The 19,699-nt window shown below is 39.6% G+C and carries 15 protein-coding genes; 10 read left to right on the top strand and 5 right to left on the bottom strand.

Annotation, left to right across the window (positions count from 1 at the left end; genetic code table 11):
- Positions 1-4: 4 nt before the first annotated feature.
- On the bottom strand, positions 5-1,075 hold the full coding sequence (locus CXF76_RS11260; protein ID WP_101163690.1) for a CDP-glycerol glycerophosphotransferase family protein: 1,071 nt from the start codon (positions 1,073-1,075) through the stop codon (positions 5-7).
- Between the two features lie 178 nt (positions 1,076-1,253).
- On the opposite strand from CXF76_RS11260, the gene CXF76_RS11255 reads away from it, so the two are divergent.
- The 7 genes from CXF76_RS11255 (at position 1,254) to CXF76_RS11225 (ending at position 8,794) form a co-directional block, all read left to right on the top strand.
- The gene (locus CXF76_RS11255) at positions 1,254-2,357 is read left to right on the top strand and encodes a phosphoribosylaminoimidazolesuccinocarboxamide synthase (protein ID WP_101163689.1); all 1,104 of its coding nucleotides are present in this window, start codon (positions 1,254-1,256) and stop codon (positions 2,355-2,357) included.
- Between the two features lie 122 nt (positions 2,358-2,479).
- Positions 2,480-3,142, top strand: a complete 663-nt coding sequence (locus CXF76_RS11250; protein WP_101163688.1) for a methylamine utilization protein — start codon at positions 2,480-2,482, stop codon at positions 3,140-3,142.
- A complete protein-coding gene (locus CXF76_RS11245) occupies positions 3,135-5,450 on the top strand; it encodes a bifunctional diguanylate cyclase/phosphodiesterase (protein WP_101163687.1) in 2,316 nt (771 codons plus the stop codon). The genes CXF76_RS11250 and CXF76_RS11245 overlap by 8 nt, the downstream gene beginning before the upstream one ends.
- Positions 5,437-6,270 carry a DUF3034 family protein gene (locus tag CXF76_RS11240; RefSeq protein WP_007581959.1) on the top strand — a complete coding sequence of 278 codons (834 nt, stop codon included), beginning with the start codon at positions 5,437-5,439 and terminating at the stop codon, positions 6,268-6,270. Before CXF76_RS11245 ends, CXF76_RS11240 begins: the two co-directional genes overlap by 14 nt.
- Positions 6,270-6,689, top strand: a complete 420-nt coding sequence (locus tag CXF76_RS11235) for a group I truncated hemoglobin (protein WP_007581961.1) — start codon at positions 6,270-6,272, stop codon at positions 6,687-6,689. The genes CXF76_RS11240 and CXF76_RS11235 overlap by 1 nt, the downstream gene beginning before the upstream one ends.
- A 177-nt stretch (positions 6,690-6,866) precedes the next feature.
- Positions 6,867-7,961: a capsular polysaccharide export protein, LipB/KpsS family gene (locus CXF76_RS11230; RefSeq protein WP_007581963.1), complete on the top strand. Its 1,095-nt coding sequence runs from the start codon at positions 6,867-6,869 to the stop codon at positions 7,959-7,961.
- On the top strand, positions 7,961-8,794 hold the full coding sequence (locus CXF76_RS11225) for a sulfurtransferase (RefSeq protein ID WP_101163686.1): 834 nt from the start codon (positions 7,961-7,963) through the stop codon (positions 8,792-8,794). The genes CXF76_RS11230 and CXF76_RS11225 overlap by 1 nt, the downstream gene beginning before the upstream one ends.
- Before the next feature lie 414 nt (positions 8,795-9,208).
- On the opposite strand, the gene CXF76_RS11220 is transcribed toward CXF76_RS11225, so the two are convergent.
- Positions 9,209-9,568, bottom strand: coding sequence for a DUF5522 domain-containing protein (locus CXF76_RS11220; protein WP_101163685.1), 360 nt, complete (start codon positions 9,566-9,568; stop codon positions 9,209-9,211).
- A 43-nt stretch (positions 9,569-9,611) separates the two neighbouring features.
- Here CXF76_RS11220 and CXF76_RS11215 point away from each other — a divergent pair, with 43 nt between their 5' ends.
- Complete coding sequence (locus CXF76_RS11215) at positions 9,612-9,938, top strand: hypothetical protein (protein WP_024590658.1); 327 nt, start codon at positions 9,612-9,614, stop codon at positions 9,936-9,938.
- A gap of 356 nt (positions 9,939-10,294) precedes the next feature.
- Here CXF76_RS11215 and CXF76_RS11210 read toward each other — a convergent pair whose 3' ends face one another.
- Positions 10,295-11,263, bottom strand: coding sequence for a class 1 fructose-bisphosphatase (locus tag CXF76_RS11210; protein ID WP_101163684.1), 969 nt, complete (start codon positions 11,261-11,263; stop codon positions 10,295-10,297).
- A 154-nt stretch (positions 11,264-11,417) separates the two neighbouring features.
- On the opposite strand from CXF76_RS11210, the gene CXF76_RS11205 reads away from it, so the two are divergent.
- Positions 11,418-13,847 (top strand): zinc-dependent metalloprotease, encoded by a 2,430-nt coding sequence (locus tag CXF76_RS11205; RefSeq protein WP_101163683.1) that lies wholly within the window; start codon positions 11,418-11,420, stop codon positions 13,845-13,847.
- 110 nt (positions 13,848-13,957) lie between these two features.
- Here CXF76_RS11205 and CXF76_RS11200 read toward each other — a convergent pair whose 3' ends face one another.
- Together CXF76_RS11200 and rapA are read right to left on the bottom strand one after the other, a co-directional pair.
- Positions 13,958-14,731 carry a YggN family protein gene (locus CXF76_RS11200; protein ID WP_007581974.1) on the bottom strand — a complete coding sequence of 258 codons (774 nt, stop codon included), beginning with the start codon at positions 14,729-14,731 and terminating at the stop codon, positions 13,958-13,960.
- 335 nt (positions 14,732-15,066) lie between these two features.
- On the bottom strand, positions 15,067-17,961 hold the full coding sequence (gene rapA / locus CXF76_RS11195; protein WP_101163682.1) for an RNA polymerase-associated protein RapA: 2,895 nt from the start codon (positions 17,959-17,961) through the stop codon (positions 15,067-15,069).
- A 305-nt stretch (positions 17,962-18,266) separates the two neighbouring features.
- Here rapA and CXF76_RS11190 point away from each other — a divergent pair, with 305 nt between their 5' ends.
- Positions 18,267-19,664: a PhoH family protein gene (locus tag CXF76_RS11190; protein ID WP_010553307.1), complete on the top strand. Its 1,398-nt coding sequence runs from the start codon at positions 18,267-18,269 to the stop codon at positions 19,662-19,664.
- Positions 19,665-19,699 lie beyond the last annotated feature (35 nt).

Raw genomic sequence — 19,699 nt, 5'->3', positions numbered from 1 at the left:
CTTGTTACCAACCCCAGTAGTTTAGATCTTTGCGCATTTTTAGCTGTCTTATTATATTTAGTGGCTTGGGTTTTAGTTTATCGTTACTTTGTAAAAATTCATTAGCTGCATTTAATACGCGCTGGCTAGATTGGCCATCGGTGTATGGATGAAGTTCCTGGCAATAGCTTTCAATATTTTGCATTAAATCACTAGGTTTAGTAAGCGCATGTTCAATAGCGGCTTCTACTTCATCAGCGTCGGTAATATCAAGTAAATGAGGAAGTGGCTTTTGATTACAAAATGTGACTACAGGTTTACGTAGTAGTAAAAACATTAAAAGAACTGACGATGTATCGCACAGCATAACATCAGCAGCTTGCAGTAACGGCAAGACGTTATCTGTTTCAATAAATGTTAGGTTTTCGTTACTCAGCGCTTTGTATTTATTAACCCATTCGGCAGGCATTTTAGGATGAAATTGCATCAAAATACGCCACTTACCTTGTTCACTAAAATGTTTTATTTGCTCATATAATTTAGGAGCAAGTGATAGCTTTCGTGAGAAGGTAGAGCATATAAGTAAAGTAGGGCGAGAGTCGTCACTTACATAAGGATTATTTGAAGTATTACTAAAAAGTGGATCGAGCGTTGGCCAGCCAGTTTCAGTTACTTTAAAGAAACCATGCTGCTTAGCTAGCTCTTTAAATCGGGTTGTTGTATTTGGACCTTGCGTACAATATAAATCGTAACAACCACGAATGTTAAAGTGATCCTCATGCCCTTTCCGATTTAATTTTCCTGAATTGAACCCGTGAAATACAGCCACTTTTTTACCAGGAATAAAATTAGGAATTATATTGCCCGGTATAAATGTAATGTTTGGAGCCCAGCTTTTAACATCTTTTATGGTATGTAAACGCTGCTCGTTTGTGGTTAAAAAATCGGGATTTACTTCGCTACCCGCTAAAAACCAGCGCACTTCGCCACCATTAGCTAGTACTGCAGCCTGAATAGGCCTCAAGATAGCGTACGAATAATTTTGAGAGATATACATCAAGTATTTTTTATTTTTAGTGGCAGTTAAGTAGTTCAAGCTATCTCCTCAGGCTGGTTGGCACATTAAGTTTACCCCATTGCGACTCGCTTATAAATATATGCCTTTATTTGTTTTAAGCATCCGATTGAGCTTTGAGGTCGGCTAGATTATTATACAATCCATATAACCCCATACCATACTTTGCTCAAAGAGCATCCCTAACCCCGGAGATAGCATGACTAGCTATAAAGTTTTAGACGTAAACGATGATTTACCCATTCGTACCAAAGGTGAAGTACACAGCGGTAAAGTTCGTTCAGTTTATTGGTTAACTGATGAAGACAGCGCGCGATTAATTAAAGACAAAGGCTACCAAGTACCGACAGGTACTGAGCTTGCTATTATGGTTATTTCAGATCGAATTTCTGCATTTGATTGCATTTGGCAAGGCGAAAATGGTTTAAATGGCGTACCGGGTAAAGGTATAGCTTTAAACTCAGTGGCAGCCCATTGGTTTAAGTTATTTGATAAAGCAGGCCTTGCGGGTAATCATATTGTTGATATTCCGCATCCGTATGTGTGGATTGTACGCAAAGCCAGTACAGTAAAAGTAGAGGCAATTGCTCGCCAATATATTACGGGTAGCATGTGGCGTGACTACGCTAAAGGCATACGTAACTTTTGTGGTATTGACTTGCCAGAAGGCTTAAAAGCGAACCAAAAGCTTGATAACGTTTTAATTACGCCATCAACAAAAGGTATTATTGAAGGCGTTGCTGATATTCCGCCAGTTGATGATGTAAATATAACTCGCGCTAACATTACTAATAACTTAGATGTATTTAACTTTAAATCGGCAGATGACGTAACCAAATACGAAAAACTGTTAGTTGAAGGTTTTAAATTAATTAGTGATGAGCTAGCGAAGCTTAACCAAATTTTTGTAGATACAAAATTTGAGTTTGGTTATGTAGAGGATTTAAATGGCGCGCAACAGCTTATATATATTGATGAAGTAGGCACGCCTGATTCGTCACGTATTTGGGATGAAGCTGCATACAAAAACGGTAAAATTGTTGAGAATTCTAAAGAGGGTTTTCGCCAATTACTTATTAATAATGTGCCAGAGAGCGACGTATTATTAAATAAAGATCGGATGAGTGAGCGTGAGCAATTAGCAAAAGATTATATTTTACCAGAATCAGTAATGCTTGAAGTGTCAAATACCTATGTTGGCATAGCGAGCAAAATTGTGGGTAAAGATATTGTGATCCCTGAAGATCCTCGCCAAGAAGTAATTACTATTTTAGAAAACGATTACGGATTAATTGTTAAATAGCAGCACTTAAGTGCTAACAAAACCAGTAACTAAGTCTTTATTTTTAGTTACTGGGCTATAATTCTTGCAATTAGTGCTCGTCTCTAATTAACTTAACCTAACATTAATATTTAGGTGTTGTTATGTTTGAACGGGCATTTCAAAAGTTTGCTAAAAGTCATTACTTTTTAGCTATAGGTTTGTTTTTTAGTCAGTTTGCTTTAAGTGCGAATATTGAATTAGTAATAGAAGATCAGCACGGCCAAAAGTTATCAGGTGCAGTGGTTGAGCTTAATATTGCTGACAAACAAGCCACACCATCAAATTTGCCCATTGCTATAATGGATCAAGTCCATAAGCAGTTTTTACCCGAATTATTAGTTGTACAACAGGGTCAAAAAGTTAACTTTCCTAACAGCGATAATATTCGCCATCATGTTTATTCTTTTTCACAAGCTAAGCCTTTTCAACTAAGATTATATTCAGGGCAACCAAAAGAGCCCATTACGTTTGAGCAACAAGGGGTTGTTGTTTTAGGGTGTAATATTCATGACTCTATGGTTGGCTATATCTATGTAGCGAGTAGTGAATCCGTATATAAAACAGATAAAAAAGGCTATGTTAGTTTGCCTATTAATACGCTGCCTGCACAAGTGAGTGTGTGGCACCCTTTACAAACAGCGCCATTGGAGAATAAAAAAATGATAACAATTAATTCTCAAAAACAGTTACAGATAACAGTAAACACATCGACCCCAGCACCTAGAAATACCTTTGGTAGTAAGTTTAAGGCTGGTAATGACTAATAGTTTACGAAATCGCATAACCATTTTATGTGTTGGCTTAGTGTTATTAACCACTATGGTCAGCTTGTTTAGTTTTTGGTGGTCTACGAGTAAGTTTCAAGAAGAAAAAGTAAATCAAGACATTACCGTAGCGCAAAATGTTTATAAGCAATATTTAAAATCAAAAGAAAGCCTACTACTAACCGCAGCAAAAGTACTCACCTCCGACTTTGGTTTTAAGCAAGCTGTAGCAACGCGAGATGCCGGGACAATAAGCAGTGTGTTGTTTAATCATAGCCAACGTATTGATGCCGAATTAATGCTGTTACTTGATTTATCGGGTAAGCTTATTTCCGCCAATACTGACGAAGACGCTTTTGCACATAACTTAAAGCCGTTAATGGAAGAGCTTTTAAGTGCGCCAGAAGAGTCTAGTTTTGTGGTGCTAAATAACGAGCTTTACCAAATTATTTTATTACCTGTGAGAGCGCCACGTACAGTGGCCTATAGTTTGGTGGGTTTTAAAATTGATGACAATGTAGCCCATGAACTAAAAAGCTTAACAGGCATGGATGTGAGCTTTATAGGTAGCGCTGACGATATTGTTATTAGTTCATTAGCTAATCGCCCTGAGCAATTTGAACCTGTTAGCTATTTTAGTACCGTAACCACATCGCGTTTTTTTGGTGAGTATTTGGTGTATCGTAACCGAGATATAGATTTACCATCGTTGTTGACCCATCCTATAATTATTTTACTGAGCGCCGATTTAACACAAAGTTATAGTGACTTCGAAAAACTTCTTTTTACACTTATTATTTTAGCTATTTTAACTATGTTTGTAGGTGTTATTACGAGCAGCATATTTGCAAATAACTTAACTACGCCACTTACTCAACTAGCTGTAATAGCAAGGCAATTTGCACAAGGTAATTATGCTTTTGAATTTAAAGGGCGAAGGCAAAGTACCGAAATAGACACGCTAGTCGCAGCGTTTGATAGCATGGGTAATGATATTAATCAGCGCGAGCAACAAATTAGCTTTCAAGCCAGACACGATTCCCTAACAGGCTTTTATAACCGCTCAGCAATGCTTGAGGTGCTTGATGATGAATTAGATTCATCAGCCGAGTACACGCTCGTTGCAATAGACATCAAAGGGCTTCGCCATATAAACGATAAGCTCGGTCCGCGTATTGGTGATGACTGCCTAAAGGCCGTTGCTTGCAGAATAAGTGAGTTTTCGGATGAGTTAGGGGGCTTTCATGCTCGTATTGGCGGCGATGAGTTTTTAACTGTGTTTCCGACTGCGGCAGCACGTGAACACAAAAGCGGTATTGTTGGCTTAATGGCACAATTACAAGCGTGCTACACCATTCAAAAACTAAAAATTAACTTACGCTTTAGTGCGGGCATTGTTCAGTATCCTACACAAGGTATTGCAAGTGATGACTTAATGCGCCGTGTGCTAATTGCAGTTGAAAGTGCTGCAAACACACAAGAGAGCATACATTACTATCAAAATGGTGAAGACGAGGCGCACTTAGAACGCTTAATAATGCTTGATGAACTAAAGCAGGCTATTAGTGATGACGATGGTCAATTGTTTATGACTTATCAGCCAAAATTACATTTGAAATCGCAAAAAATAGATAAAGTTGAGTCGCTTATTCGCTGGCAGCGAAAAGATGGTAGCTGGGTTAATCCTGAACTGTTTATTGACTTAGCTGAGCAGTCGGGCCTTATTGTTGAGCTTACTGGGTGGGTTGTTAATACGGTTGTAGCACAAGTAGCTGATTGGCAGTCTAAAAATATAAACTTACAGGCTGCAATAAATGTATCTGCGCAAGACATAGCATTTCCGGGCTTTCATGCTGCATTAGTTCGTACGCTTAAAAAGTACAAAGTAGATCCTAAGCTGATCACTATTGAGCTTACTGAGCGCGATATGATCGAAAACGAAGAAAAAGGTATCAAAGCGCTCGAAAACCTAAAGGCAATTGGCGTTAAAATATCATTAGATGATTATGGTGTAGGGCAAACATCACTTGGTCGATTAAAAATGTTACCGATTGATGAGCTTAAGCTAGATAAGTGCTTTATCCTAAAACTTGATGAATCGCAAAAAGATCAATTTATAGTGCAATCATCAATTACGTTGGGGCATCAGCTAGGTTTCTCGGTTGTAGCTGAGGGGGTTGAAACACTTGGCTCATTAAATTTACTTAGAGGTATGCAGTGTGACCATGCACAAGGCTATTACTTAAGTAGACCTTTAAAAGCAGAACTATTAGAAGAATGGCTGGAGGAATACTATGAAAAAAATTAAATACTTATTAGCAAGTTTGTTTTTAATAATTAGTGTACCGAGCATTGCAAGCAATGGAAAACTGCTAGCTACGCCGGGAGTTTCTCAAATTGAAGGCAGTGGCGGCGGTGGTATTGTACCGTGGGCACAACTTGCTGGGTACGCAAGTGATGACGAATTTTCGGTAAATGGCTTTTGTAGCCGCGCAGATGTAACCGACTACACACTTGACGTATGTGGTGCACAACTTAATTTATTTAATCGTGTTGAGCTCAGTTATGCCCAACAGCGCTTTGATGTACCAGCACTTGATGCTGAAATAGAGCAATCAATTACAGGTGCTAAAATACGTTTATATGGTGATATTGTTTACAGTGATTGGCCACAACTTAGCTTAGGTATTCAGCATAAATCACTGGATGATGGCAGTATTGCAACACTTGTAGGCGCAGAAGATACCAGCGGCACTGACTACTACCTCGCTGCTAGTAAATTACATTTAGGGGCCATTGCTGGTTATAACTGGTTTTGGAACGTAACTACACGATACAGCGAAGCTAATCAACTTGGTTTGCTTGGCTACGGTGGAGAAAATGGTAGTGGTAAAGTGCTATTTGAAGGCAGCACAGCACTATTTTTTAGTCGTGAAGTCGCCGTAGGTGTTGAGTATCGTCAAAAATCAAATAACTTAAACTTAGGCGAACAAGATTGGAAAGACTTATTTGTAGCATGGATGCCTAATAAGCACGTAAGTGTGACAGCGGCTTACCTTGATTTAGGAAGCATTGCAGGAGCTGACGATCAAACAGGTTGGTATTTATCGGTAACAGGGTATTGGTAATGAAAAGCGTTGGTATTTTTATAGTATGCGTAGGATTGCTTTGTAGTTGTGCTAGCTCAACACAATTATCGCTTTATCAAAAGCTCGATGGTAAAGCGGGGATAGGCAGAATTGTTGATAGCTTTATCTATCAAATAGGTAATGACGAGCAGATAATTCATTACTTTGAACACAGCAATATAGCGTACTTTCGCCAAGGGTTTATTACTCATATGTGTATGTTAGTAGAAGGCCCATGTACATACGATGGCGACTCTATGGTAGCAATCCATACAGGTATGCATATTACAGAGAAAGACTTTAATCATGTGGTTGATTTACTTATAAATGCAATGAATGAGCAGAACATTAGCCATAGTTTGCAAAACGATATTCTCTCTAGAATGGCACCACTTCGTGGTGAAATTATAAAAATGTAGCCATAAAGGCTTTAAAGTAATTATTAAGTAAAGGGAACCTTGCTTTGATGTCATTGTCCACTTAGAATTATTTCATAAAAACAATAATTGGCAAATATAGCTTGTATGGCTTACCTATTTATCTCTCGCAAAAATGTACACGCAAAATACTATAGAAAAATAATCAAAAAATTGTCAATGGATTGCCAATTACATATCATGGGAGCCCCTAAGCTTTCTGCTGTTAAGTATTTAAAAGATGCGTTTCAAGTTAATTTTACTGATGTAGTTAACTCTCAGCTAAAACGCAAAAGAGCACGTAATGCTATCTGGAATAGTCCTATTATTACTGCTGTTTACAGTGCTGGGTTAGTTTTATTTGAACGATTACGATACGCTAAGTATTTAGCCTTATTAACCGAGACTAATCCTGACTGCATTGTTATTTGGAACGGCAATAAACTTCCAAATACGACCGTTGCTATGGCTGCAAAAGCATTAGGTGTTAAGCAGTTTTATTATGAAAATGGTTTACTACCCGGTACAAGCAGTTTAGACCCTAATGGTATTAACTATAATGCGTCGTTAAGCCGTGACCCTTCTTTTTACCTAAATTTTGACCCACAAAATAAGCTAAACTTTTGTGCGCCGGATTTAATTCCAAGAGCTGATCATAAAAAGCGCTGTGAATTTGAATGCGCCGATGTGCCAGAACGCTATATATTTGCGCCTTTTCAAGTACCTCACGATACTCAATTAGCTAGCTTTTCTCCGTGGATAAACTCTATGGACATGTTTTACGACGAGGTGATTAAAGCGGTCAAAAGCTTAAACGATCCAAGTTTAAAAGTGGTTTTTAAAGAGCATCCGTCGTGGCATAAACATTACGCTCATCTTTATGAAAAAGATCCGATTGCAATTTTTGCTAATGGAAATCAAACAAGTGATTTGATTAAGTGCGCTGAAGCCGTATTAACGATTAATTCAACGGTCGGCTTAGAAGCATTGCTGCTCAATAAACGAGTTTTAACTCTTGGACAAGCCTGTTACAACATTGAGGGTTTGGTAAAGCATGCAAGCACTGCAGAGCAGCTAGCAGAGAATATGAACGAAGTAGTGCAGGGCTGGCAACCAAATACATTATTAAAGGATAAGTTTTTTAGCTTTATTGAACATGTATATTGTATTCCTGGCGTTTGGAAACACACTGAAGATAAACACATTAAAGCGATTGAAGCGCGTTTTACGGGTAATGACGAGTTTGCTAAGTATCATGGTGATAAGGAATCGTAGTGAAAAACCTAATTAGCTGTCAGCAATTACACGAGCAACTTAATAATCCTGCATTAGTGATATTTGATGCAGGTATGCTGCGCCCAGGTGTTTTGGGTACTTATTCGCCGCAAGCAATGCTGCCTAACGCTAAACGTTTTGACATAAAAAACGAATTGGCCGATAGATCAAATCCCTTACCAAGTATGGTATGCAGCGAGCAGCAGTTTACCCACATGATGCAAAATGCAGGTGTAAATAACGACTCGTTTATAGTTGTATACGAAGATGGCGGTTTATTTAGCGCAGCAAGAGCGTGGTGGATGTTTAAAGCTATGGGGCATCACAATGTTAAAGTACTCAGTGGTGGCCTTAAAAAGTGGTTAGAGAGCGATTACGCCACACAACAAGGTTATAGCAAAGCGTCAGGTAAAGGTGATTTTACGGCAAACTATAACTCTGCGTATTTTATTAATAGCCAACAAGTGGTTGACGCAATCGATGAGCCTAACATTGTGTTGCTAGATGCACGTGCTTATAAGCGTTTTACAGGCGAAGAAAGTGAACCCCGAAAAGGTATGCGTAGCGGGCATACCCCAAATAGTCGCTCGTTACCTTTTATGAATTTACTCAATAAAGGTGAAGCAAAACCACTTACTGAAATTAAAGCGATATTTAATGACGTGGTTGATGATGCGCAGCAGCTACAATTTAGCTGTGGCTCAGGTATTACAGCCTGTGTTTTAGCGTTATTTGCTACCGAGTGTGGTTACAGTAATTTAAGCGTTTATGATGGTTCGTGGAGTGAGTGGGGCGCAAGTGATTCATTGCCCATCGCCACGGGAGAAAAGTAGACGTGTTGGATATGTAAAGCTTGCTCACGTTAAAAGCGCAGCGTCTCTAAACCTCTTTGTGAATAACAGTATTTAAAAATATTACTCACAAGGAGAAGTGAAAGAGAAGAAAATGAGGAGGTAAAACTAATGCTTACTCTAAAAACGCAGCGCCTCTAAACCTCTTTGTGAATAACAGTATTTAAAAATATTACTCACAAGGAGAAGTGAAAGAGAAGAAAATGAGAAGATAAAAACCAGTGCTTACTCGTATTTGAATACTATTTTTATACAATAACTTACTCTAAAAGCGCAGCGTCTCTAAACCTCTTTGTGAATAATTGCATTTAAAAATATTACTCACAAGGAGAAGTGAAAGAGAAGAAAATGAGAAGGTAAAAACCAATATTTGTTCGTATTTGTATTAAATAGCTTTTACTTTCTAAAACCATAAGGGCAGTTTTTACAACCATTTTTGCAGCACGAACCACGCTTTAAAAAAAACCACTTACTAAATATCATGTAACCACTTTGCATGGTGTAGTCGAGCCCTTCAATTAAATTTTCGTTACCTCTAAATTGTTTTGCAAAGTCTATTTGAGTTTTAATAGGTTGTGTATAAACACCCTTTAAAAAAGTATTTATTTTATTAAGCGTGCACTTGCGGCATAAACAACTTGTTGCTGTGATATCAAGCGGTAAAATAGCCGGCAGCTCATTGCACCAACACGCTGATATATCGTCTACATTACACGTTAGAGTACTGTGGCATTGAGCGCAGTTAAGTTGAGTCATTATAATTCTTTTTAGTAACAGTGAGCCAAGAATAACAAATATTATGAATACACAAAAAGCATTAGCTGAATTTATTACATTTGGTGAGCAAAGGGACGAAGCTATATCGGTTATCGTTTCAAGCCCTGCTGATAGCAATAAAACTCATTATACTCTCTCAACCGAGGTTTTAATTGATGTCCTTAAGCGCTGTTTAAGTAACGAAATAGACTTAGATGATTTAGAGCTTTGGGCAAACGTAATTGAATCGCGAGATGACATTGATTGTGCTGAGCATGAAGGTTTTATTTATGCGCTCAGTAATAGCGAGCAAATGGGAGATCTTAATCATCAAAAGCTTGCTCAAATAGTTGCGTTAGTAAAAGTTTAAAAAGCGAGGTGTAAAACCTCACCTACAATATGTGCAACCCTGTAGGTGCGAATTTACTTCGCGCTCATGTAACATGGCTTTGGTGTTTAAAAAGTGAGGTGTAAAACCTCACCTACAATATATGCAACCCTGTAGGTGCGAATTTACTTCGCGCTCATGTAACGTGGCTTTGGTGTTTAAAAAGCGAGGTGTAAAACCTCACCTACAATATATGCAACTCTGTAGGTGCGAATTTACTTCGCGCTCATGTAACGTGGCTTTGGTGTTTAAAAAGCGAAATGTAAAACCTCACCTACAAAAAACCGCACTTCAATTGAATGCGGTTTTTTTAAATTGAAGACAATCGTTTTAAGCGATTATTTATGATATCCCAAGCACGTTTCTACTTCGTTTTTAGAACCTAAAATAACGGCTACACGCTGGTGGATTGCATCAGGCTGAATATCCATAATACGCTCGGTACCGGTTGAAGCGATACCGCCAGCTTGCTCTACTAACATAGCCATTGGATTTGCTTCGTAAAGTAGGCGTAATTTATTAGGCTTTTTAGGATCTTTGGTGTCGGTAGGGTAAGTAAATAAACCGCCACGGCTAAGCACGCGATGTACATCGCCCACCATTGCTGCAATCCAGCGCATATTAAAGTTTTTAGCGCGCGGGCCTGTATCGCCTGCTAGCAAATCATCGATGTAGTTTTGCATCGCTGGTTGCCAATGGCGTTGGTTAGACGTATTAATGGCAAATTCGTTTGTATCAGCAGGGATTTCGGCAAAATCTTGTGTAAGTAAAAAGCTGCCTTGTGTTTTATCAAGGGTAAACATGCGCGTGCCTTTACCTGTAGTCAGCGCAAGCATTGTTGATGGCCCGTAAAGTACGTAACCTGCAGCAACTTGCTTATGGCCGGGCTGCATAAATATGCTTTGATCAGCAGCGTCGGAGCCTTCAGGCGCTTCCATAATAGAAAATATAGTACCCACAAGTGAGTTAATATCCGTATTTGACGAGCCATCGAGTGGGTCAAATGCCACTATAAATTTAGCGTCTGGGTTACCTGCTACTGTGTAGTCTTCTTCTTCAGACGCGATTGCTTTAACCGTACCTGATTCCAGTAAAATATCTTTTAACAGCTGATTAGATAATACATCGAGCTTTTTTTGAGTTTCGCCTTGAATGTTTTCATCAAGGGTTGAGCCTAATACGCCAGAAAGCGCGCCTTGACCAACGCGAAACGAAATTTCTTTACATGCTGCTAAAATTGTTCGAATTAATGATAAAAGTTCTCTTGAACAACCATCTTCAAGTAATACTGGAGGGAGTCTACGCATTCTATTTTCCTGATAACGTGTTAAAACCAATCATAATGTGAGAGAGATTAGCTTAGAGCGCTGAAATTCGTCTTAAATAACTGTATTGTTTAAATAGCACCCTATAATGGGACCACCTAATCGTACTTAAAACACAAATAACAAAGATAAGATTATGAAAAAAATACCACTACTAAGTTACATATTCTTTACTGTGCTGTGCTCTATCATAACTCAAGCGCACGCAGCAATTAAGTCAATTGATGAATTTACTACGCAAATGAATCATTTTCCGGGCTATTATTCGTTTTTTTACGATACCCAAAACGGAAAAGTATATTTAAAAGTTGATAAGTTTGAACAGCAATTTTTACTGCAGCAAAGCTTGCCTTACGGTATTGGCTCTAACGACATAGGTCTTGATAGAGGTCAGCTTGGTAATACTCACCTTGTGCAGTTTGAGCGTTTTGGCGACAAAGTAATGTTACGCGCTGTAAATACTTACTATCGTGCCAACACAAGTAACAAGGCCGAACAGCAAAGTATTAAAGAAGCGTTTGCATCAAGTATACTTGCTGGTTTTAAAGTAGTCGCAGAAGATAAAGTCACAGCACTTATTGATTACACGCCTTACTTATTAAGTGATGTACACGGCGTAAGCCGCACACTTGCTGCACGAAAGCAAGGCAACTTTAGCCTTGATGAGTCACGTAGCGCCGTTTATATGAATCGCTCAAAAGCATTTGTAAAAAACACCGAGCTTGAAGCTGTACTTACATTTAAAGGCACAAAACCAGGTGAATTTGTTCGCCAAGTAAGTGCCGACCCATACGCACTTACCGTACACATGCATCATTCACTTATTCAATTACCAGATGATAACTACACGCCCCGTAAGTTTAATCCGCAATCAGGTTTTTGGAGTATAGAACATAAAGATTACGCAGCGCCGCTTGGTGACTCTATGTACGTGCGTTATATACCGCGTCATCGTTTAACTAAAAAGGATTCAAGTTTACCTATTAGTGAGCCTGTTAAACCAATTGTATATTACCTTGATCCTGGCGTTCCAGAGCCCGTTAAAAGCGCTTTGCTTGAAGGTGGAAAGTGGTGGAACGACGCATTTACGGCGGCAGGATATAAAAATGCATTTATAGTAAAAGTGCTGCCAAGTAGCGCCGACCCTATGGATATTCGTTACAACGTCATTCAATGGGTACACCGTGCAACGCGTGGTTGGTCATACGGAAGTTCGGTGATCGACCCACGTACAGGTGAAATACTTAAAGGGCATGTAACACTCGGCTCATTGCGTGTTCGCCAAGATATTTTAATAGCCGAAGCTCTTGCTGCTCCTTATTTAAAAGGCAATGAAGTTGCTAAAAACTTGCAAGCAATGGCGCTTGATCGTATTCGCCAATTAAGCGCACATGAAATTGGCCACACGTTAGGTATTTCTCATAACTTTGCAGCATCGGTAGGGGATAGAGCCTCAGTAATGGATTACCCACATCCGCTACTTAGTTTTAATGAACAAGGTAAGCTTGATGTAACGCGCGGCTATGCAACAGGCATGGGCGTGTGGGATACCCAAGTAATTAAATATGGCTATAGCGATTTTACTAACCAAGATGAAAGCGCAGAACTTGCTGCTATTTTAAAAGAGAACAAAGCCAAAGGCCTTGAGTTTATATCAGATAGTGATGCTCGTGCTAAAGGTGGCGCGCATCCAACAGCTCATTTATGGGATAACGGCACTAATCCTTCGCAGGAACTTTTAAGAGTACTCGACGTACGTAAAAAAGCGCTTTCGCAGTTTGGTATTAATAATATTAAAACGGGCGACTCATTATCGCAATTAGAGGAAAAACTAGTTCCGCTTTATCTGTTTCACCGTTTTCAGGTTGAGGCTGCGGTTAAGCTTATAGCCGGTGTTGATTATGAATACGAAACACGCGGTGACTCACCCGTAATAGGCGCACAAGTCGTTAATAAAAAAACACAGCAAGAAGCGGTAAACGCTATTTTTGCAACACTTAAGCCAAGTAACTTATTACTTCCTGAATCTGTGTTATCGCTAATTCCGCCAAAAGCATATGGCGAGTCTAAATCGCGCGAGAGCATAGTTGGGCGCACAGGGTTAACGCTCGATGCAATGGCATTACCCGAGGTTGCAGTGCAGCACAGCTTGTCGCTTTTATTAAATGCACAGCGTTTAAATCGCTTAGCGCAGCAACAAGCGCGTAGTAATGACTTTTATAGTTTAGATGAGTTACTTGAGGAGCTATATAGCCAAGTGTTTAACGTGTCATCACCTAATACAATGACAGGTAAAATCACTCAGCGCGTGCAATTTTTAACAGCAAAAGCTATGGCTGATTTAGTAGCAAGCGATAGTGCAAGCCCTGAAGTGCAAGCGCAGTTACGTTACTACTTAGTTAAGTTGAGTGAAGACTTTAACCAAAACTCAATGCTGAGCCATACAAGTACTGGCGAGAGTGCGTTTAAGCAATATTTAGCTGAGCAAGTAAATCAGTTTTTAATTAAAGGGCAATGGCCAAACAACTTTAAAGTGCTGCCAATCCCACCGGGCTCACCAATTTAGAATAAAAAGTAGAAGCGCTTATTTTTAATCAATCATTTAATCAATCATAAAGCAAAACACCGAGTATGTTCATACTCGGTGTTATTTGATTATAAAAACGAATACGTGCTCTAAGACTTTATTTGCACTAAATCGTAATCGGCCATACCAGGTACTATTGCCTGTAAGCGAGACTCGGTTACATCGAGTGCATTTAAACATTCGCAATACTCAGAAGCTTTAAGCTCTAATTGATGCGCCTTTTTTTGTAGCGACTTATCAATTTCTCTTGAGATAATATCCATGCGTTGCCCCATGTCGTTAATACGATCTTCTATATTACCTTCACGCGATTTGAACGCATCTCCGAGTGATACCAAAATAGCACCTAACGATCCATGCACTGCAGAGTGAATTTGCTGGCTGATCTCTTTAGTAAAAAAATCATCTATTTGCGAAAGTGACTGAGGGGCTATAAAAAAGAAGTCATCGCCGCGCTTAAACTTATCCATTAGCGCGCGCTCTACATACTTTAGTTGTGTTTTAAGTACTTCAGGTTCTTTGTCTGACATACCTTCAACTACGTGTTCAATAGCGCTTAAACCTAAGTTAACACCATCTGTAGCCAGATTTACTAATTCGGGGACTGTGTGGCGAATACCATTACTAAACTGTTCGAGTACTTTGCTTTCGTCATCGCTTAAATCAACCCAATAACCGCGAATAAATAGTTGGTTATTGTTATTAATTTGTACACGAGTCTGGCCTTTATCTAATATGCGAATTGCATCGTCAGTAATAATTAAACCATGACGTAATTCAACATCGCATTGGGCTTGAGCAAAGACACTGCTGCTTGAGAGCGCTATGGACAACGCCAATATCGAACGAGATAGAAACGCCATAAACACCTCAAAAAGACTAAAATGGAAGGCGAGTAGGTTAACAAAAAAACAACTTTATGCAAGGGAAAATAAACCTATCAACTATCTCAAACAATAGCTGTATAGGGCGTAGCTTGAGTTTTTAGATACGGCTATGTTGAGTAAAATCAACAGTACAACAAAGGACTTAGTATAAAGCTAAAGAGGTAGTGTTAGCTCACATCTAAATAAGAACACGTGGTTTTAAAAATGAAGTTTAAAAAGATACAGCTATTTAGTTAATTAAGCTTTTAATAGCTGACTCCAAATTTACTCTGGAGTCAGCTTAAAAGGCTAGCGGTTAAAAGCCAAAATCTCTAGTGTGAAACCACTATTAATCGAATTGCATCAAGTTGTAACTGCGTTTTTTCAATATACGTAGTTAGGTCGTTGCGTTGCTTATCGTAGAAGGTAATTTCTTCTTGGCGAATATTCGGGTTAATTTGCTTAAGGGCTACCAGTCGCTCTTGCTCTTCACTGAGTGACGTTTGCATTTTAACAAGCGACGCTGCACGAATAACTTCAAGTTTTTCTTGTGCCATATCTTTAGCGGTAGTAATCATAGGGTGAACAGCGCTTTGCAGTGCACCCGCAAGTTTACTTGCTGTTTGGCGGCCAACGGCTGATAACTGCTGATTAAAGCCTTCAAATGCCACATTCTCACCTAAATTATTACCTGCTTTATCAAGTAATATACGAATTGGTGTAGGCGGTAAAAAGCGACCAACCTGTAATACTTTTGGTGCCATTGCTTCTGCAACAAAAATAAGCTCAACAAAAAAGGTACCAGGCGGTAACTTTTTGTTTTTAAGCAATGCAACCGATGCGCTACCAAAGTCGTCGTCACAAATCATATCCATGGTGCCTTGCACCATTGGGTGATCCCAACTAACAAAGTGCACGTCTTCTTGCGAAAGTGCCGTGTCGCGATCAAAGGTAACGGTCATACCGTCTTCTTTAAGCGATGGGAATGATGGGTTTAACATATGCTCAGTTGGCTTTAAGATAATGGTATTTTCGCCTTTATCTTCTTGGCTTACGCCAAATGTGTCGAACACGTTGATCATGTAGCTTGGTAATTCAAACTGATTGTCGAGTTTTTCGATTTCAGCTACAAGTGAATCTGCAGCACCTTGACCCGATGAATGTAGCTCTAGTAAACGATCTCGTCCGCTTTCCATTTTTTTACGCAGTACTGCATTTTGCTGTGCTACTTGCTCAAGTAATGGATCGAGTTCGTCTTCATCGCAGTTATGCGCAGAAATATATTCAAGTAGATCATCACGGAACTCTTTATAAAGCATTTGCCCCGTTGAAGAGGTAGATTCGAATGCATCTAGACCTTCGTTGTACCAACGTAGCAATACTTCTTGAGCGGTGTTTTCAAAATATGGCACATGAATGTTCACATCTTGTGTTTGACCTATACGGTCTAATCGACCAATACGCTGCTCTAGTAAATCTGGGTTCAGTGGTAAATCAAACAGTACTAAGTGATGCGAGAACTGGAAATTACGACCTTCTGAGCCAATTTCTGAACACAGTAATATTTGTGCATTATCGTACTCGTCTGCAAAAAATGCAGCAGCGCGGTCACGCTCAATAATAGACATACCTTCGTGGAATACCGACGCTTTAATTGCTTCGCGCTCACGCAGTATTTGCTCAAGGCTGATAGCTGTTTCAGCTTTAGCACATATAAGTAGTACTTTTTCGCGCTTAAGCGTTTTAAGAGTGTCGATTAACCAATCTACACGTGGATCGAATAGACCCCAGCTTGCGCTTTCGCCTTCAAACTCTTGAAATATTTTTTCAGGGAAAAGAGCACGGTGTGCACTTAGTTCAGGGTTTTGAATGCCGCCCATGTTACCAAGAACCGACATAGCCGTTTTATACTGTTTTGGCAGTGCCATAGGGTAGGCGTGTAATTTACGACTTGGGTAGCCATCAATGCCGCTGCGGCTGTTTCGAAATAATATGCGACCCGTGCCGTGGCGATCGAGCAGCATGTTAAGTATTTCTTTACGTGCTGGTAAATCACCTTGCTGTGCTTTTACAAGAATATCAGTAATATCGGTTTCTTTTAATAGCTCAATTAGTGTGGCTTTGGCTGTGTCGTCTAGCCCTTGCTCTTGCAGTAATTGATTTGCAGCTTCAGCAACGTCTTTATAATTTGCTTCTTCTTCTTTAAACACGTCGTAGTCGTAAAAACGGTCAGGATCGAGTAACTGTAAACGTGCAAAGTGGCTGCTGTGACCAAGTTGATCAGGCGTTGCGGTAAGTAAAATAAGGCCAGGAATATCTTGGCTAAGCTCTGCCATACGTTGGTACTCTGAGCTTGGCTTGCCGTTATTTATACTTAGGTGATGGGCTTCATCTATAACTAGTAAGTCCCAATCAGCAAGTGTTGCTTGTTCAAACCAGCGTTTTTTCTTGGTTAAAAACTCAAGACTGGTAAGTACCAATTGCTCTGTATCAAACACGTTTGGTGAATCTGCAAACGCTTCGTCGCAGCGTTCTTCATCAAAAATAGAAAAATGTAAGTTAAAGCGGCGTAGCATTTCTACTAACCATTGGTGCTGTAGATTTTCTGGTACAACAATAAGTACGCGGCTCGCACGACCACTAATAATTTGTTGATGTAGTATCATGCCCGCTTCAATTGTTTTACCAAGGCCTACTTCATCTGATAAAAGTACGCGTGGTGCAAAACGTTTACCCACTTCTTGGGCAATATAAAGCTGGTGCGGAATAAGATTAGCACGTTGACCAATTAAGCCTTTAATAGGCGATTGTTCACGTTCAAATTTATGTAACCACGTTTGGTAGCGAAGTGTATAGCGATCAAAACGATCGACTTGGCCCGCAAATAAACGATCTTGTGGTTTATTAAACTTAATAAAATGATCTAAAAAGGTTTCTTTAAGCTTGGCAGTTTCGCCGTTATCAACACGGGTGCCGTGATAACACAGTAACTCGCCTTGTACTTCAATAGACTCTACTTCTAATTCCCATTCTTCAACGCTTTTGATCACATCGCCAGGATTAAATGCCACACGGGTAACAGGTGCTTCTGCCGAAGAATAAACACGGCTCTCACCACTGGCAGGAAATAATATGCTGACCTGACGGCCTTCAATGGCAACAACGGTGCCTAATCCTAAATCTGACTCTGTATCACTGATCCAACGCTGACCTAAGGAAAAATTCATGTATGTCTCGTCTATGATGAAAAAGGCGGCTATGTTACCTGTAAGCTAACACCACTGCAAGGCGCTATTTGGCTCACTTTTAATTAATTTTGTAAGTGTTAATTATTACTATTAAAACAACTTGTTTATGACTCTTTTTTAGGTAAATCAAAACTAATTACAGTTTGTAATAAAACGGACTTTTATGACAAATAGACTAAACTTACATTATGCCTTGGCAATTAAGTATTGCAGGTTTAAGTTTTGCCCGTTTTACTTAGTTATTTTGGTATAGCATAAAAATCATAAAACGTAAGGAAAGTGCTATGGAAAAAGCTTCGAACCTTGAAAGTAAAATGTATGTGCTAGATACCAACGTACTACTTCACGAACCCCTCGCTTATTTGTCTTTTCAAGAACATGACGTTGTAATTCCGATGACGGTGCTTGAAGAACTCGACCACATAAAAGACAGAAAACACGACGTAAGCCGCGATGCGCGCGTCGCTATTCGTGGATTAGATGAGGTACTTAAAAATGCAACGCCTGAGCAAATGCTACAAGGCGTGGCGCTGCCGAGTAACAAAAAGGCAAAAGCGAGTTCTGCGGGTACGCTTATTATTGTAAACGACCATTTATTTGCCGACTCCATTTCTGGTTTGCCGGGTAACGAAAACGACCATCGTATTATTAATTGCGCCGTGTATTTACAAAAGCAGCACAGTGATTCAAAAGTTATATTAGTAACAAAAGACATAAACATGCGTTTAAAGGCCAAAGGCGCAGGGCTTAAATATGTTGAGGATTACCGTACCGACCAACTTATTGACGATATCAGCTTACTCACTAGTGGTTATAAAAAAATTGAAGGGGATTTTTGGGACCATGTAGGGGAATGTAATACGCAGCAACACGGACGAGATACGCTTCATCATGTGCCTAAAAACTTAATACCTGATGTATTTTGTAATGAATATTTACTTGATGGAGGGGATCAGTTTGCGGCGCGTGTTAAATCGTACGATGACGAGCACATAACGCTAAAAGATATTGGTGTTGAGCGTTTAATGCATCAACAAGCATGGGGCGTTAAGCCCAAAAATATTTATCAAGGGATGGCATTAGATGCACTGCTGGATACAAGTATTGAACTTGTTATTTTAACAGGACCAGCAGGGTGCGGTAAAACCTTGTTAGCACTTGCCAGCGCCCTTGAGATGGTCATCGAAAAAGGTATTTACGATAAAGTAATAGTCACTCGTAATACGCCAGAAATAGCAGAGTCCATTGGCTTTTTACCCGGCACAGAAGAGGAAAAAATGGCGCCATGGCTTGCAGCCATTACCGATACGCTGGAGGTATTGCACAAAGGCGACGAAAATCCGATATCAAGCCGAAACTACATTATGGAAAAAGCCAATGTGCAGTTTAAATCGGTTAACTTTATGCGTGGGCGTAGTATTCAAAATGCGGTGGTAATTTTAGATGAGAGCCAAAATTTAACGGCATCTCAACTTAAAACAATTATTACTCGCTGCGGCGAAGGTACTAAATTAATTTGTACGGGTAACTTGGCGCAAATAGATAGTAACTATTTAACGCCAGTAACATCGGGCTTAACGTACATAGTAGAGCGCTTTAAAAACTTTGAAGGCAGCGCAACTATAAACCTCAACGGTGTTGTACGTAGTCGCTTAGCGTCATTTGCAGAAGAAAATTTATAACTTGCGCTTAACAAATTGGCTCGATAGTCTATCGA

Origin of the sequence: Pseudoalteromonas sp. 78C3, assembly GCF_002836695.1 — a bacterium.
GTDB lineage: Bacteria > Pseudomonadota > Gammaproteobacteria > Enterobacterales > Alteromonadaceae > Pseudoalteromonas > Pseudoalteromonas arctica.
This window is presented reverse-complemented; position numbering and strand designations above follow the sequence as displayed.

Bases quoted from the DNA above. Each gene is read 5' to 3' on its own strand.
- CXF76_RS11245 (WP_101163687.1), top strand. From the start codon at position 3,135: ATGACTAATAGTTTACGAAATCGCATAACCATTTTATGTGTTGGCTTA.
- CXF76_RS11210 (WP_101163684.1), bottom strand. From the start codon at position 11,263: ATGCGTAGACTCCCTCCAGTATTACTTGAAGATGGTTGTTCAAGAGAA.
- CXF76_RS11205 (WP_101163683.1), top strand. From the start codon at position 11,418: ATGAAAAAAATACCACTACTAAGTTACATATTCTTTACTGTGCTGTGC.
- CXF76_RS11235 (WP_007581961.1), top strand. From the start codon at position 6,270: ATGAAAAGCGTTGGTATTTTTATAGTATGCGTAGGATTGCTTTGTAGT.
- CXF76_RS11200 (WP_007581974.1), bottom strand. From the start codon at position 14,731: ATGGCGTTTCTATCTCGTTCGATATTGGCGTTGTCCATAGCGCTCTCA.
- CXF76_RS11255 (WP_101163689.1), top strand. From the start codon at position 1,254: ATGACTAGCTATAAAGTTTTAGACGTAAACGATGATTTACCCATTCGT.
- CXF76_RS11240 (WP_007581959.1), top strand. From the start codon at position 5,437: ATGAAAAAAATTAAATACTTATTAGCAAGTTTGTTTTTAATAATTAGT.
- CXF76_RS11215 (WP_024590658.1), top strand. From the start codon at position 9,612: ATGAATACACAAAAAGCATTAGCTGAATTTATTACATTTGGTGAGCAA.
- rapA (WP_101163682.1), bottom strand. From the start codon at position 17,961: ATGAATTTTTCCTTAGGTCAGCGTTGGATCAGTGATACAGAGTCAGAT.
- CXF76_RS11230 (WP_007581963.1), top strand. From the start codon at position 6,867: ATGGATTGCCAATTACATATCATGGGAGCCCCTAAGCTTTCTGCTGTT.
- CXF76_RS11250 (WP_101163688.1), top strand. From the start codon at position 2,480: ATGTTTGAACGGGCATTTCAAAAGTTTGCTAAAAGTCATTACTTTTTA.
- CXF76_RS11190 (WP_010553307.1), top strand. From the start codon at position 18,267: ATGGAAAAAGCTTCGAACCTTGAAAGTAAAATGTATGTGCTAGATACC.
- CXF76_RS11220 (WP_101163685.1), bottom strand. From the start codon at position 9,568: ATGACTCAACTTAACTGCGCTCAATGCCACAGTACTCTAACGTGTAAT.